Annotated in this window: 13 protein-coding genes; all 13 read right to left on the bottom strand. The window is 69.6% G+C overall.

The window, feature by feature from the left end; translation table 11 throughout:
• Positions 1-21 precede the first annotated feature (21 nt).
• From C5F44_RS10695 to C5F44_RS10635, 13 genes are read right to left on the bottom strand one after another with little or no spacing between them, the layout of a single operon-like run.
• Entirely contained in the window at positions 22-1,362 is a 1,341-nt protein-coding gene (locus tag C5F44_RS10695; RefSeq protein WP_107673525.1) for an NADH-quinone oxidoreductase subunit N, read from the bottom strand.
• On the bottom strand, positions 1,362-2,816 hold the full coding sequence (locus tag C5F44_RS10690) for a complex I subunit 4 family protein (RefSeq protein WP_107673524.1): 1,455 nt from the start codon (positions 2,814-2,816) through the stop codon (positions 1,362-1,364). Before C5F44_RS10690 ends, C5F44_RS10695 begins: the two co-directional genes overlap by 1 nt.
• A complete protein-coding gene (locus tag C5F44_RS10685; protein ID WP_107673523.1) occupies positions 2,807-4,819 on the bottom strand; it encodes an NADH-quinone oxidoreductase subunit 5 family protein in 2,013 nt (670 codons plus the stop codon). The genes C5F44_RS10690 and C5F44_RS10685 overlap by 10 nt, the downstream gene beginning before the upstream one ends.
• A 1-nt stretch (position 4,820) precedes the next feature.
• On the bottom strand, positions 4,821-5,129 hold the full coding sequence (nuoK, locus tag C5F44_RS10680) for an NADH-quinone oxidoreductase subunit NuoK (protein WP_107673522.1): 309 nt from the start codon (positions 5,127-5,129) through the stop codon (positions 4,821-4,823).
• A complete protein-coding gene (locus C5F44_RS10675; protein WP_107673521.1) occupies positions 5,126-5,638 on the bottom strand; it encodes an NADH-quinone oxidoreductase subunit J family protein in 513 nt (170 codons plus the stop codon). The genes nuoK and C5F44_RS10675 overlap by 4 nt, the downstream gene beginning before the upstream one ends.
• Complete coding sequence (nuoI, locus tag C5F44_RS10670; protein WP_107673520.1) at positions 5,635-6,150, bottom strand: NADH-quinone oxidoreductase subunit NuoI; 516 nt, start codon at positions 6,148-6,150, stop codon at positions 5,635-5,637. Before nuoI ends, C5F44_RS10675 begins: the two co-directional genes overlap by 4 nt.
• Complete coding sequence (gene nuoH / locus C5F44_RS10665; RefSeq protein WP_107673519.1) at positions 6,147-7,112, bottom strand: NADH-quinone oxidoreductase subunit NuoH; 966 nt, start codon at positions 7,110-7,112, stop codon at positions 6,147-6,149. Before nuoH ends, nuoI begins: the two co-directional genes overlap by 4 nt.
• Positions 7,109-9,619 (bottom strand): 2Fe-2S iron-sulfur cluster-binding protein, encoded by a 2,511-nt coding sequence (locus C5F44_RS10660; RefSeq protein ID WP_235822606.1) that lies wholly within the window; start codon positions 9,617-9,619, stop codon positions 7,109-7,111. Before C5F44_RS10660 ends, nuoH begins: the two co-directional genes overlap by 4 nt.
• Positions 9,616-10,905 carry a complex I 51 kDa subunit family protein gene (locus C5F44_RS10655; RefSeq protein ID WP_107673518.1) on the bottom strand — a complete coding sequence of 430 codons (1,290 nt, stop codon included), beginning with the start codon at positions 10,903-10,905 and terminating at the stop codon, positions 9,616-9,618. Before C5F44_RS10655 ends, C5F44_RS10660 begins: the two co-directional genes overlap by 4 nt.
• On the bottom strand, positions 10,902-11,375 hold the full coding sequence (gene nuoE / locus C5F44_RS10650) for an NADH-quinone oxidoreductase subunit NuoE (RefSeq protein WP_107673517.1): 474 nt from the start codon (positions 11,373-11,375) through the stop codon (positions 10,902-10,904). Before nuoE ends, C5F44_RS10655 begins: the two co-directional genes overlap by 4 nt.
• Complete coding sequence (gene nuoC, locus C5F44_RS10645; protein ID WP_107673516.1) at positions 11,372-13,129, bottom strand: NADH-quinone oxidoreductase subunit C/D; 1,758 nt, start codon at positions 13,127-13,129, stop codon at positions 11,372-11,374. The genes nuoE and nuoC overlap by 4 nt, the downstream gene beginning before the upstream one ends.
• Positions 13,126-13,725 (bottom strand): NADH-quinone oxidoreductase subunit B, encoded by a 600-nt coding sequence (locus tag C5F44_RS10640; protein WP_107673515.1) that lies wholly within the window; start codon positions 13,723-13,725, stop codon positions 13,126-13,128. The genes nuoC and C5F44_RS10640 overlap by 4 nt, the downstream gene beginning before the upstream one ends.
• Positions 13,722-14,120, bottom strand: coding sequence for an NADH-quinone oxidoreductase subunit A (locus C5F44_RS10635; protein WP_107673514.1), 399 nt, complete (start codon positions 14,118-14,120; stop codon positions 13,722-13,724). The genes C5F44_RS10640 and C5F44_RS10635 overlap by 4 nt, the downstream gene beginning before the upstream one ends.
• Positions 14,121-14,125 lie beyond the last annotated feature (5 nt).

The raw sequence follows: 14,125 nt of genomic DNA, 5'->3' as shown, positions 1-14,125 counted from the left end.
ATCGCCGGTCACCTTCGCCGGTCAGGGCAGGCTGGCCGTGACCAGCGCATACAGCGGCCCCGGATAGACGCCCAGCCCCACGATGGTGGCCGCCGCGGCAAGCAGCACGGCGGCCTCTTGCCAATGCGGGGGGCGGGGAAAATCCACCCCGTCGCGGCGGAACAGGGTGACGGTGAAGCGGAGATAGAAGTAAAGCCCCGCCGCCGAGCCAAGGATCGCCACGGCCAGAAGCCCGTAGGTGCCCGCCTGTGCCAACGCCGAGAACAACTGGAACTTGGCCCAGAAGCCCACCGCCAGCGGCAGGCCCGCCAGCGACAGCAGCGCCAGCGTCAGCACGGCCCCGGTCAGCGGCTGCGCCCAGACAAGGCCGCGCAGGCCGGTCAGATTGGCGTCGCGGTCCAGAATGGCCGCGGCGGCAAGGGCGGCAAACAGCGCGGGCGCGTAAGTGGCGATGTAGAACAGCACCGCCTGGGCCGTGTCGGCCGCGCCCGAAGCCAGGATCAGTGCCAGATAGCCGGAATGGGCGATGGACGAAAAGCCCAGCATCCGCGGCAGCGACGGCTGGCGCAGCGCCTGCAGATTGCCCAAGACCACCGAGGCGATGCCAAGCGCGGCCAGCCCGGTTTGCCAGATGCCGGTGGCGGGCATCTGCGGTTGCAGGCGCAACAGCACGATGGCGACGCCCACCTTCGAGGCGACCCCCGCCACGATGGCCGCCGCCGCAGGGGCACCGGAAAAGATGTCGGGCGTCCACATGTGGAACGGCACAAGCGAGAACTTGAATGCCAGCCCCGCTAGCAAGAGCGCCGCCCCCAGTGCCACCAGCCGGTCGGTCGAGGACCAGGCGGCAAAGGTCAGCTCGCCGGTCGCGGCAAAGGCGAAGGCCAGCCCCATCAGCAGCGTTGCCGCGCCGATGCCGCCCAGGATCAGCAGCTTGTAGCCGGCCTCCAGCGCGGGGGCGCTGCGGGGCAGCACGGTCAGCGCGATCAGCGCCAGTGTCACCAGTTCCAGCCCCACGAACAGCGTTGCCGCATGGGCCGCCCCTGACAGCACCGATGCGCCCAGCGTTGCCAGCAGGATCAGCGCCGGCGCCTCGCGCGGGGCCGAGGCGGGGCGCAGGATCGCCAGCGCCGCCAGCCCCGACAGGCAGCACAGGCCGGTGCCGAAGCGGGCGGCGGCATCGCCGGTCAGCAGGGCCGAGGTCAGCGCCCCCTGCGATCCGGCGGCCAGGATCAGCGCCGCGATCAGGCCAAGCGCCGCGATGCTGCGGGTGGTGCCGTCGGACGCGCGCGGCGAGATCGCCATGGCGATCACGGCGGCAAGGCCCAGCACGGCCAGCGGTTCAAGGCCCATGGTCGCCATCACGGAGTTGCCGCCCGCAAGGCCTCGACCGCCGAGTTCACGGCCGGATCAAGCCCGGTCATGAGGAACTGCGGCAGCACGCCGAACAGCAGCGTTCCGATCGCCAGCACGACCACCGGCCCCAGTTCGCGGAACGACAGGTCCACCGTGACCTGCGCCTTGCGCGGCGTGCCAAAGACGATGCGCTGGAACAGCCGGGTGCCATAGACCACCGACACCACCAGCGACACCAGCGTGATCGAGGCGTAAAGCCAGTTCACCTGGAACATGCCGGTGATCACCAGCGCCTCGCCCAGGAAGTTGGCGGTGCCGGGCATGGCCAGCGTGGCCGAGAAGAACAGCGCGAAGGCGGCGGCAAAGCGCGGGGCGCTGCGTTGCAGCCCGCCCAGTTCGCGCAGGTCGCGGGTATGAACCCGGTCATAGACCGCCCCGATCAGCAGGAACAGCGCCGAGGCCGAGAAGGCATGGGCCACCATGATGATCCCCGCCCCCATGAGCGAGAAGTGGACGCCGCCGCAGATGCCCATCAGCACCACGCTCATATGCGCGACCGAGGTATAGGCGACCAGCCGCTTGGCATCGGTCTGACCGCAGGCGACCAGCGCGCCATAGATCGTGCCGAAGGCGCCAAGGATCAGGCCATAGGGGGCCAGCACCTCCATCCCTTGCGGGAACAGCAGGGTGGGAAAGCGGAACAGGCCATAGGCCCCGGTCTTCAACAGCAGCCCCGCCAGCAGGATCGAACCGACGGTGGGCGCCTGGGTATGGGCATCGGGCAGCCAGGCATGGAAGGGCGGCACCGGCAGCTTGACCATGAAGGCCAGCGCAAAGCCCAGCAGCAGCCAGATCTGCGCCGTGGGGGGAAGGCCGCGTTCGGCCACCTCGAAGGCATCGAAGCTGACGGTGGGGCCGGACGCGCCGATCCAGAACACCGCCGCCAGCAGCCCAAGCCCGGCGATGGCGTTGTAGATCAGGAACTTGATCGCCGCCGCCTCGCGGTCGCCATGGCCCCAGATCGCGATCAGCAGGAACGAAGGCACCAGCATCAGTTCCCAGAAGAAGGCCAGAAGCACCAGGTCGAAGGCCAGGAACACGCCGTTCGACGCGGCAACGGTCCAGCATAGCGTGGCGTGCAGCAGCGGCGCGCGGTCGGTGGCGTTCCAGGACAGCACCACGGTCAGCAGCCCCAGCGCCAGCGACAGCGCCACCATGATGAACGACAGCCCGTCGATGGCCAGGATGATCGACATGCCCATGGCCGGCGCCCAGGGTTCGCGGGTCATCATCATCCAGCGGCCGGCCTCGGCATGTTGATAGGTCCAGGCCAGCGCCAGCACGCCGCAGAACAGGAACACCACGGCCACGATGCGGGCGGCGGTGGGTTCGGCCTTGCCGGCGATCAGGGCGAAGATCCCCCCGAGGAAGGGCAGAAGGATAAGTGCGATCAATGCCATGTCAGTCCCCAGGCAAGTAGCAGAAGCCCCGCGGTGCCCGCGGCCATGTACAGGCCGTGGTCGCGGGCGCGGCCGGTTTGCAGGCGGCGCAGCGCCGCCCACAGGGCCAGGATGCGGCCGCCAAACGCGGTCCAGGTGCGGTCGATCCAGTCGGGGGCAAAGGGTGCGGTGATGGCGCGTTGCAGGCGCAGCGCGGCCATGGCGGGCAGGTTGCCTGCCGGATCGGCAACACCGCGGCCATAGCCGTTCAGCCAGCGCACCAGTTTCACGAAGGGCCAGACAAAGACGATCTGGTACAGCGTGTCGATCCGCAGGCCGCGGCTGAAGGCCAGCGCGATGCGGACCCAGAACCCGGCAGGCTTGTCCTGCCGGCGCGGGCGGCGGCGGGTGCGCCGGGCAATGTCGCGGGCGCGTTGCAGCCCGTTGGCCAGCGCCGGCACATAGGCCAGCGCAAAGGCGATGGCGACCCCGACCAACGGTGCGATGGATGCGACAAGGATGGTGAACAGCGGCGCATGGGGCACATGGGCGCCCAGAAGGTGCATGATCGGCTCGACCAGCCCGCCCGCCAGCAACGCGCCAAAGCCAAGGAAGGCCAGCGGCACAAGCGTATAGCCCGTGTCGTGGCTGTCGTCGTGGTCCGCGTGCCCGTCATGGCTGCCGGGGTCCGGCATGGCGGCAATCAGCACGGCGCGGGTGGCATAGGCGGCGGTCAGCACGGCCGCCAGCACCGCCACCGTCCAGAGCGCCGGTTCCACCCCCCAGACCGCGCCCAGCATCGCCTCTTTCGACCACCAGCCGCCGGTGATGACCGGCAACCCCGCCAGCGAGGCAGCCCCTGCGCTGAACGCCAGGAAGGCCAGCGGATTGCGCTGGCTGGCCCCGCGCATCGCCATAATGTCGGTGCCGCGCGGCGAATGGTGGGTGATGTGCCCGGCTGACAGGAACAGCAGCGACTTGAAGATCGCATGAACCACGAAATGCGCCGCCGCCGCCTCGGGCGCACCCACGCCGATGGCCAGCATCATGTAGCCGATCTGGCTGATCGAGGAATAGGCCAGCAGGCGCTTGATGTCCTGCTGGAACAGCGCCGCGGCGGCGCCGAAGATCGCGGTCAGTGCGCCAAGCCCCGCGCCGATGGCCATCACCACCGGCTCGGCCTGGATGATGGGCGAAAAGCGCATCAGCAGCACCGCGCCCGCCGCCACCATGGTGGCCGAATGCAGCAGCGCCGACACCGGCGTCGGGCCGGCCATGGCCGAGGGCAGCCAGGTGTGCATCGGCACCTGCGCCGATTTGCCGATGGCCCCGCCCAGCAGCAGCGCGGCGATGATCGGGCGCATCCCGTCCTGCGCGGCCACCCCGGCCGGGATCAGGTGGTCCAGCCGCACCGAATTCGCCTCAAGGAACAGCAGCAGCAGCGCGGCCAGCAGGAAGGCGTCGGCCACCCGCGTCATGATGAAGGCCTTGCGCCCGGCGCGGATCGCCTCGGCCGAGGTGGTGTTGTAGGCGATCAGCAGATAGGAGCAGAGCCCCATCAGCTCCCACCCCAGGAACAGCACGATGGAATCGCCGGCCAGCACCATGGTCAGCATCCCGGCCAGGAACAGGTGCATCAGCGCGAAGAACCGCCGCAGGTCGGGCAGCGCCGTGCCCTGCATATAGGCGACCGAGAACAGGATCACCGCCGCGCCGATCACGCAGACCGTCAGCCCCACCAGCGCGGCCAGCGGGTCCATCTGCAGGGCCAGCGCCACGGTGGATTCGCCCACCTTCAGGGTAAAGATCGGCACCATGCCGGTGCATTGGCCGTGGAAACAGGCATTGGCGAACACCAGCATCGGGATCAGCGGACCAACCCCGCCGATCAGCGCCAGCGCCCGCACCTCGAAATCGCGCAGGCGGAAGGGGTCAAGCCCCAGCATCACGAAACCGGCCAGCGCGATCGAGGGGATCGTGAGCAGCAGGTGGTTATAGGTCAGGACAAGGCCGAAAACTTCCATCTCAGTGCCTCAGGCTGCTGAGGCTGTCGCTGTCGGTGCCGTCAGCGGTGCGGCGCAGGCGCAGATACAGCGCCAGCCCCAGCGCCACCTCGGCCGCGGCAAGGATCAGGATCATCACGAACATCGCCTGGCCCCCGGCATCGGCATGGCGGGCACCGGCGGTGATGAAGGCCAGCGACGGGCCAGCCAGCGCGACCTCAAGCGACAGAAGCTGGATCAGGATCGACCGGCGGGCCAGAACGCCGAACAGCCCCACCACGAACAGTGCGGTGGACAGCAGCATCAGGGCGGTGAAGCTGTCTTCGGTCATCCCCGTCCCTCCGGCTTGCCGCGCCGGCCCAGGTGGCGCGCGCCCATCAGCGCCGCCAGCAGCAGGCCCGAGGCGATTTCCACCACCGCCGCCCAGGGGCCGAACAGCAGCATCCCAAGATCGGTGGCAGAGACCGCGGCCCCCATCGGCGCGGCCGTGTCGGCGCCCGGTGCGCCGCGCCAGGCAAACAGCGGCACCAGCACCAGCGCCGCCACCAGCGCGGGCGGCACCCAGGCGCGGCCCAGCCGGGCGCGTTCCTGCTCCAGCGCCTTGGGCGAGGCATCGACCGTCATCACCACGAAGACGAAGACCGCCAGAATGGCCCCGGCATAGATCAGGATCTGCGCCGCCCCCGCGAAGGACGCGCCAAGCGCGAAGAAGCTGGCCGACAGCGACAGCAGCGTGACCAGCAGCCAGATCAGCGCGTGCACAACGCTGGCGCGCGTCACCACCAGCAGGGCCGAGATCAGGGCCAGCGACCCGGCCCACAGGGCGAAGGTTGCGTTCATGGCGTCAGATCCTTCAGGTCAACCGGCGGCGCCTCGTTTTCGCCCGCGCCCTTGTCCTTGCCGGCGATGGCCTTGCCGGCCACCTGCCAATAGCTGTAGTCGGGCCGCTTGCCGGGGCCGGCGATCAGCAGATCCTGCTTGTCATACAAAAGCGAGTCGCGGTCGTAGTCGGCCAGTTCGAAATCGGGCGTCAACTGGATGGCGCTGGTCGGGCAGGCCTCTTCGCAGAAGCCGCAGAAGATGCAGCGGGAAAAGTTGATGCGGAAGGTGGCCGGATACCAGCGGCCATCCTCGGTTTCGGCCTTCACCACCTCGATGCAATCGGGCGGGCAGGCGGCGGCGCACAGGTTGCAGGCGACGCAGCGTTCCTGGCCGTCGGGGTCGCGGGTCAGCACGATGCGGGCGCGGTAGCGCGGCGGCAGCACCGGCTTGACCTCGGGATAGCCGCGCGTCTGCTTGGGCAGGAACAACATGCGCCCGATGCGCCAGAGCTGGTCAAGGATGCCGGTCATGGCTGGCCCCCCAGCACGACAAGGGCCCCGGTCAGCAGCAGGTTCAGCAGCGCCAGCGGCAGCGCCGCCTTCCAGGCAAAGGTGATCAACTGGTCATAGCGCGGGCGCGGCAGAGCGGCCCTGACCCAGATGAAGGCGAAGGCGATGACGCCCATCTTGACCCCGAACCACACCGGACCGGGCAGCCACGGCCCATGCCAGCCGCCGAAGAACAGCGTGGTGGCCAGGGCCGCGACCAGCAGGATGGCAAGGTATTCGCCCAGGAAGAACAGCGCGAAACTCATTCCCGAATATTCGGTCATGAACCCGGCCACCAGATCCTGTTCGGATTCCTGCAGATCGAACGGCAGGCGGTGCGCGGCGGCGGTGCCGGCAATCAGGAACAGCAGGCACCCCAGCGGTTGCTGCACCACGAACCACAGATCGCCCTGCGCGGCAACGATCTGGCCCAGGTTGAACGATCCGGTCAGCAGCACCACGCCCATCAGCGACAGGCCAAGGAAACTTTCATAGGCCAGAAGCTGCGCCCCCGCGCGCAACCCGCCCAGCATGGCATAGCGGTTGCGGCTGGCCCAGGCACCCAGCACCATGCCGTAAACGGTCAGCGCCAGCATCCCCATTGCGAAGATCAGCCCCATGTCCAGCGCCGCCACCGACATCTGCGGCGCGAAGGCGATCACGCCGAACCCTGCCAGCACCGGGGCCGAGGCCAGCACCGGCGCCAGACGGTAGGCAAACAGATCGGCGCCGGGCGGGGCGGCGTCTTCCTTGGTGATCAGCTTCACCGTATCGGCCACCCATTGCAGAAAGCCGAAGGGACCAACCCGGTTGGGGCCAAGCCGTTCCTGAAAGAACCCCAGCACCCGGCGTTCAACCCAGGTGAACACGCCCGCGGCAACCAGCAGCGCGGCAATCAGCACGGCCGAGAAGACCAGCGTCAGGATCGTGCCAAGGATGATCATGGCGCCCCCCCAAGGATGACGGGGCGCAGCGCGCGCAGGCCCGACAAGCCGATGTGGCCGGCCGGCAGGTCCGGGTCCAGCGACAAGGGCGCCGGGGCAGGGCGGCCGTCGATCACCAGCAGCGCGCCGGCGGTCAGCCCAAGGCGGGCGGCATCGGCGGGGTGCAGCGTCACCCGCGCGGCAGGCGCGCGCGCGGCCAGCGGCGGGCTGGCGGCATCGGCCTCATGCGCGGCAAAGGGGCTGTGCAGCGGCAGGCCCAGGAGTCCCGCGCCGGGGGGCGGGTCGGCCAGCGCCGGGGCATCGGCGGCGGCGTGCAGGACGTTCACACCCGGATCGCCGCCTTTCAGCGGCCCGCCGATCCATTGCTGCGCCGCATATTCGGCCGAAACGGAATGCAGGCCGGGCCGGTCGGTCCAGGTGGCCAGCGCGGGTTCGGGCGCACGGTCGCCTTCCATCGTCCAGCTCAGCGGCGAATCCGGGTCGGTCCGCGTCGCGCGGTCAGGGTGGTTTCCGGCGGTGCGCGCCGATTGGCGCGGATGGGCGCGCGGCACCGGCCCGTGGTCCACGCCGGGGGCGCCGTCCCGAACGGCGGCCAGCGCGGGCAGGTCGGCAACCAGCGCCTCAAGCAGCGCGTCAAGCCCGGGTTCGGGCGTTTCGCCCGCCAGCGCGGCCAGCACGCGCCAGGCGGTGGGGGCCTGCGGATCGGCAGGGCGGAAGGCAAAGCTGCGCTGGGCACGCCCTTCGTGATTGACCCAGGTTCCGGCCGCTTCCGCAGGGGCCGCCACCGGAACGGCCAGCGCGGCGGCGGTGGTGGTTTCGGTCGCCAGATGGTCCAGCGCGATCACCTGCGTTGCCTTTGCGAACAGGCGTTCGACAAGCGCCGGATCGGCCCGGCGGAACAGGTCGTTTTCCAGCACGACCAGCGGGCCGGGGTTCCGCTCCAGCTCGGCCAGCGCCGCCTCGATCCCTCCGGCGGGCGCCAACAGCGACAGGCCGAAGCTGCCGGCTTCGGCCGGGAACAGCGCAAGCCGCGCCTTCGGGCCAAGGGCCGTGGCCAGGCTGGCGGCGGCTTCCACCGGGCCGGCAAGGCCAAGCCCCGCGCCCGCGATGATCAGCGGCGCCCGCGCCGTCGACAGGGCCTGCGCGATGGCACTGGCCTCGGCGTCTGCCGGCCTGCCTTGCAGGGCGGCCAGAATGGCCGCGGCAAAGGCCGCCATGTCATGCGGCGCGCGGCGGATCGCGAAACTGGCAATGTCGTCCAGCGCATCGGGCAGCGCGGTGACAAGCGCCAGCGGCGACCGCCGGCCTTCACCGGCCACGCGGACGGCATCGTCCAGCCACAGCGCGACGCCTTTCTTGCAGGCCAGATCCCGTTCCGCCCCGCGCACGGCCTGCCGCAGCGCCAGCGCGGCGCGCGGCGCGGTGGCTGTCAGGTCTTCGCCCAGCACCAGAATGGCATCGGCGGCGGCCATCTCGGTCAGGCTGGGGACGGGGCTTGCCTTCAGCAGCGCCGCCATGCGGGCGGTCAGCGCGGTTTCCCGGTCGGACACGCCGGCAAAGAACCGGCCCGGCCCCACCAGCCGCCGCAGCGCCCAGTTCGATTCCAGCGAAGCACGGGGCGACCCCAGCCCGACTGCCCCCGCAACGCGGGGCAGCGTGACGGCGCCTGTCAGCCGCCCCGGCCCATCCACCGACCAGGGCGACCAGCGGCCCCGGTCGCACAGGAAGAAGCCGTTGATCGCGCCGTGATAGCGGTTCAGCACCCGGCGCAGCGTTCCGCCCCGTTCGTTCAGCGTCACGTTGCAGCCCGCACTGCAGCCGGTGCAGATCGCGGGCGTGGCCGACAGATCCCAGGGCCGGGCATAGACACCGGACCAAGCCTTGTCGGTGAAGACGCCGGTCGGGCAGACCTCGGCCAGGTTGCCGGCAAAGGGGCTGTCCAGCGGCCCGTCCCCAGCGCGGCCGAAATACAGCCGGTCATGCGCGCCGAAGGCGTTGAAATCGCGCCCGCCCGCATGGTCGCGATAGAACCGCAGGCAGCGCCAGCAGCCGATGCAGCGGTTCATCTCATGCGTCAGCAGCGGGCCAAGGTTCTGGTTGCGATGTGTGCGCTTCGGCCCCCTGGCGCGGCGGTCATGGTGGCCGGTGGCAACCACCATGTCCTGCAGATGGCAGGCGCCGCCTTCCTCGCACACCGCGCAATCATGCGGGTGGTTCAGCATCAGCCATTCAATGACCTGCGCCCGGAACCGCGCGGCTTCGGCATCGGTCGTGTCCACGACCATACCGTCGCTGGCCGGCGTCATGCAGGCCATTTCCACCTTGCCCGGCGTGCCTTCGCCCGGCGCGACCTTCACCGCGCACATCCGGCACGCCCCGACAGAGCCAAGTGCCGCGTGCCAGCAGAAATGCGGCACATCCACGCCCTGCTCCAGCGCGATGGACAAGAGATCGCGGCCATCCTCGACCGTCACTTCGCGCCCGTCAATCTTCAGCTTGATGGTCATGGCGCCCTCCGCCGCGGGCAGCCGCCATGCAGGTGGTCGTCCACCAGATCGCCAAAGCGCGACAGGAGCGAGGCCAGCGGCCCCATGGCCCCGCCCATCAGGTCGCAGAAGCTGCGGCCGCGCGGGCTGGCCTCGCGGGCGATGTCGTGCAGGGCTTGCAGGTCTTCGCGCCGGGCGGTGCCCTCTTCCAGCGCGTGCAGGATGCGGGCGGCCCAGGGCAGCCCCTCGCGGCAGGGCACGCACCAGCCACAGCTTTCGCGGGCGTAATAGGCCATGTGCCGGGCCGTCACCTCAACCGGGCAGGCGGTTTCGTCCAGCACGATCAGCGTGCCGGTGCCCAGCATCGACCCGGCCTTGGCGACATGGCCAAAGTCCATCGGCACATCCAGCGCCTCGGGGCCAAGAAAGCCGGTGGCGCCGCCGCCGGGCTGGAAACACAGCAGCCGCCCGTTGCCCGACACGCCACCGGCGCGGTCGATCAGTTCCCGCGCGGTGGTGCCCATCGGCGCCTCGATCAGGCCGGGGCGGTTCACCCTTCCCGACAGGCCGTAAAGTTTGGTCCCGCCTTCCTCGGTGCGCGACAGGGCGCGGAACCATTGCGCGCCATGCGCCAGAATATGCGGCACATGCGAAATGGTCTCGACGTTGTTCACCGTGGTCGGGCGGCCCCACAGGCCCGATTGCGCCGGGAAGGGCGGGCGCTTGCGCGGCATGGCGCGACCGCCTTCCAGCGCGGCGATCAGGGCAGTTTCCTCGCCCACGATATAGCGGCCGGCGCTGGGGTGCACCCGAATGTGCAGGCTGTAGCCGGTGTTCAGGATGTTGTCGCCCAGCAGACCGGCGGCCTCGGCCTCGGCGATGGCGCGGGTCAGGCCGGCGATCGCGGCGCGGTAATCGTCGCGGATCAGCACGATCGCCTCGGTCGCATGGGTGGCGAAACCGGCAATGATCGTGCCTTCGATCAACTGGTGCGGCAGGGCTTCCAGAAGGAAGCGGTCCTTGAAGGCGCCGGGCTCCATCTCGTCGCCGTTGACGATCAGGTAGTTCGGGCCGGGGCTGACGGCATCGGCCGCGGCCGGCATGAAGCGCCATTTGCGCGCCGCCGGGAACCCCGCCCCGCCGCGCCCGTTCAGGGCGGCGGCATCCACGGTGTCCAGCACCTGCAAGGGCGTCAGCGCCAGCGCGCGTTCCACCGCCTGATAGCCGCCAAGCGCGCGCCATTCTGGCAGGCTGTGCGGCACGCGGTCAGGCCGGGCGCGGCCGGTCAGGGGAAGGTCGGTCGTCATGGCGCGCCCCCGATCAGCTCTTCCAGCAGCGCGGGCGTCAGCGGGCCAACCAGCGTGCGGTCCGGGCCAACCACGGCGGCGGGCGCGCGGTCGCAGCCGCCGACGCAGGCGCTGTTGATCAGGGTGAAGCGGCCATCGGGCGTGGTCTGGCCATAGCCGATGCCAAGCCGGTCCCTGATCGCATCGCGGATCGCATCCGCCCCGTTCAGCCCGCAGCTTGCCCCGTCGCAAAGCAGAATGACGGTGCGCCCGACCGGGCGGCGGAAGATCAGGCTGTAGAAGCTGGCAACCCCGTCCAGTTCCGCCGGGGTGACGCCCAGCACGGCGGCCACCTGCGCCAGCCGTTCGTCGGAAACCCAGCCTTCCGCCGCCTGCACGCTGCGCAGCGTTTCCAGCATGGCCGCGCGCGGGCCGCCTTCATGGGCGACCAGATGCCGGATGCGGGTTTCCAGGTCTGCGGGCAGGGTCATCGGTCAACATCCGACATGACGAAATCAAGGCTGGCGATATGGGCCACCACATCGGCCACGGTCATCCCGGGCAGGATGTGCGGCAGCATCTGCAGATGCGCGAAAGAAGGCGTGCGGATGCGGGTGCGATAGCTTGAGGTGCCGCCGTCCGAGATCAGCGCATATTGCGCCAGCCCGCGGTGGGTTTCGATCTGGCCCGTCGCCTCGCCCCGCGGCACCACGGTGCCCTGCGCCATGGTCAGGAAATGCGGGATCAGCGTGTCGATGTCATGCTGCATCGCCGCGCGGTCGGGCGGGGTGGTCAGCGGGTGGTCGGCCTTGACGGGGCCGCCGGGCATGTTGTCCAGACATTGGCGGATGATGCGCAGCGACTGGCGCATTTCCTGTTCGCGCACATCGGTGCGGTCATAGATGTCGCCCCGGCTGCCGGTGGGAATGTCGAACTCGAACTGGTCATAGCCGGAATAGGGCCGCAGCTTGCGCCAGTCGCAGGCCATGCCGGTGGCGCGCAGGCCCGGCCCGGTGGTGCCCCATTTCAGCGCGGTTTCCGTGTCATAGGCCCCGACGCCCACGGTGCGGATGCGGAACAGGTCCGAATTCATCACCATGCGGCGGTAATCGTCCAGCCGGGGCGGCATCCAGTCCAGAAAATCGCGGACCAGCCCGTCCCAGCCGTTCGGCAGGTCCATCGCCACGCCGCCGATGCGGAAGAAGGCCGGGTGCATCCGCGCCCCGGTGATGGCCTCCAGCACGCGGTAGCCGCGTTCGCGGTCGGTGAACATGTAGAAGACGGGCGACATCTGGCCCACGTCCTGCGCCATGGTGCCGTAGAACAGCAGGTGGTTCATGATGCGGTAGAATTCGCACAGCATGACCCGGATCACCTGCGCGCGCGCCGGCACGGTGATGCCGCACATCCGCTCGACCGCCATCAGATAGGGCAGCTCGCTCATCACGCCGCCCAGATAGTCGATCCGGTCGGTATAGGGGATGAAGCCGTGCCAGGTCTGGCGTTCGGCCATCTTTTCCGCGCCGCGATGGTGATAGCCGATGTCGGGAACGGCCCAGATCACCTCTTCCCCGTGCAGGCCCAGGACGATGCGGAACACGCCATGGGTCGAAGGGTGGTGCGGCCCGAAGTTGAGCTGCATCAGCTCTTCCCCGTCCTTCAGCACCGGCAGGCCCAGGGCGACGGGGTCGATGGTGTTCGCGGCCTCTTCCGCCGCGAAGAACTCTTCCGTCATGCGGAAGGGCGGCTGTTCGGTGGCGCGGGCGTAATGGTCCTTGCGCAGCGGATGGCCCTGCCAGGTGGCGGGCATCAGGATGCGGCGATGGCTGGCGCGGCCGTCGAAGGTGACGCCGAACATGTCGAAGGCTTCGCGTTCGTACCAGTCGGCGGCCGGAAACACCTGCGCAACGGACCGCGCGCGCGGGGCATCCGCGTCGCAGGCCACCTTCAGCCGGATGTCGGCATTGCGTTCCAGGCTGATCAGGTGGCTTTGCACCGTTACCCCGCGGGCGGGGCCGGGGCGATGCTGGCGGCGGGTTTCGTCCACCGCCCACAGATCGGCCAGCAGGGTAAAGGGCTGCGGCACCCGTTCGCGCAGGAAGTGATGCACGCCGGGGCTGGCCTCGGGCGTGATCCACAGCACCGGAAAGCCTTCGCCGGTCTCTTGCTGTGACAGGATCGCCGGGCCGAACTGCGCGCGCAGCGCCTCGACCACCGGGGCAAGAGGGGGCGTGTCAAGGCTCATGACGCCTCCTCGGGGCCGGTCAGGCGGGTCATCTGCGCGCGGGTCTCGCGCAGCGCATCGCGCCGGGGAACCGGGGCAAAGGGGCGGGCCGCGGGCATTTCGCCCATGCGGATGGACAGCGGCCGCCGCTCGGCCGCGATCTTCTGTTGCAGCAGGACCAGCGCGTCCATCAACTGTTCGGGCCGGGGCGGGCAGCCCGGAACATAGACATCGACCGGCAGGAAACTGTCGACGCCCTGCACCACCGAATACACGTCATACATGCCGCCGGAATTGGCGCAGGCCCCCATCGAGATCACCCAGCGGGGTTCGCGCATCTGCTGATACAGCCGGTACAGCGGCACCGCCATCTTGCGGAACACCGTGCCCGACACGATCAGCAGATCGGCCTGCCGCGGGGTGGACCGGATCACCTCGGCGCCGAAACGGGCCTGATCGTAAACCGGCGTCAGCGCGCTGGCCATTTCGACATAGCAGCACGACAGGCCGAAGTTGAACGGCCACAGGCTGTGCTTGCGCGACCAGGCAACCAGATCGTCCAGCTTGGTGAACAGCGCGCTTTGCGCAAGGCCGGTTTCAGGCGCGGTGCCGGTCACGACGCATCCTCCGCTTCGCGGGGCGGCGGGGCGGTTTCCAGCGCGCCGTCCAGCCACAGCCAGGCCAGCGCCGCCAGCAGCACGACGATGAAGACGGTCGCCGCGATCAGGCCCGAAGGGCCAAGCAGCTTGGCCGCGACCGCCCAGGAAAACAGCAGCGCCACCTCGACATCGAAGATCATGAAGATGACGGCGATCAGGAAATACTGCGTCGCGGTGCGGCCCAGCAGGGCCGGGCCGGGCGGCGCGCCGCTTTCATAGATGCCAAAGCCCGGCCGCCCCGGTTCGCGCAAGGTGCCGGCGACCACAAGGATCGCCACCATCACGAAGGCCACGACGCCAAGGTGAAGCACCAGCGCGGCCCGCGGATCAAGCGTTCCCAGAATTTCGGACATCGCGT

It is taken from the genome of Fuscovulum blasticum DSM 2131, assembly GCF_003034965.1.
In the GTDB taxonomy this organism is placed as follows: domain Bacteria; phylum Pseudomonadota; class Alphaproteobacteria; order Rhodobacterales; family Rhodobacteraceae; genus Pseudogemmobacter; species Pseudogemmobacter blasticus.
This window is presented reverse-complemented; position numbering and strand designations above follow the sequence as displayed.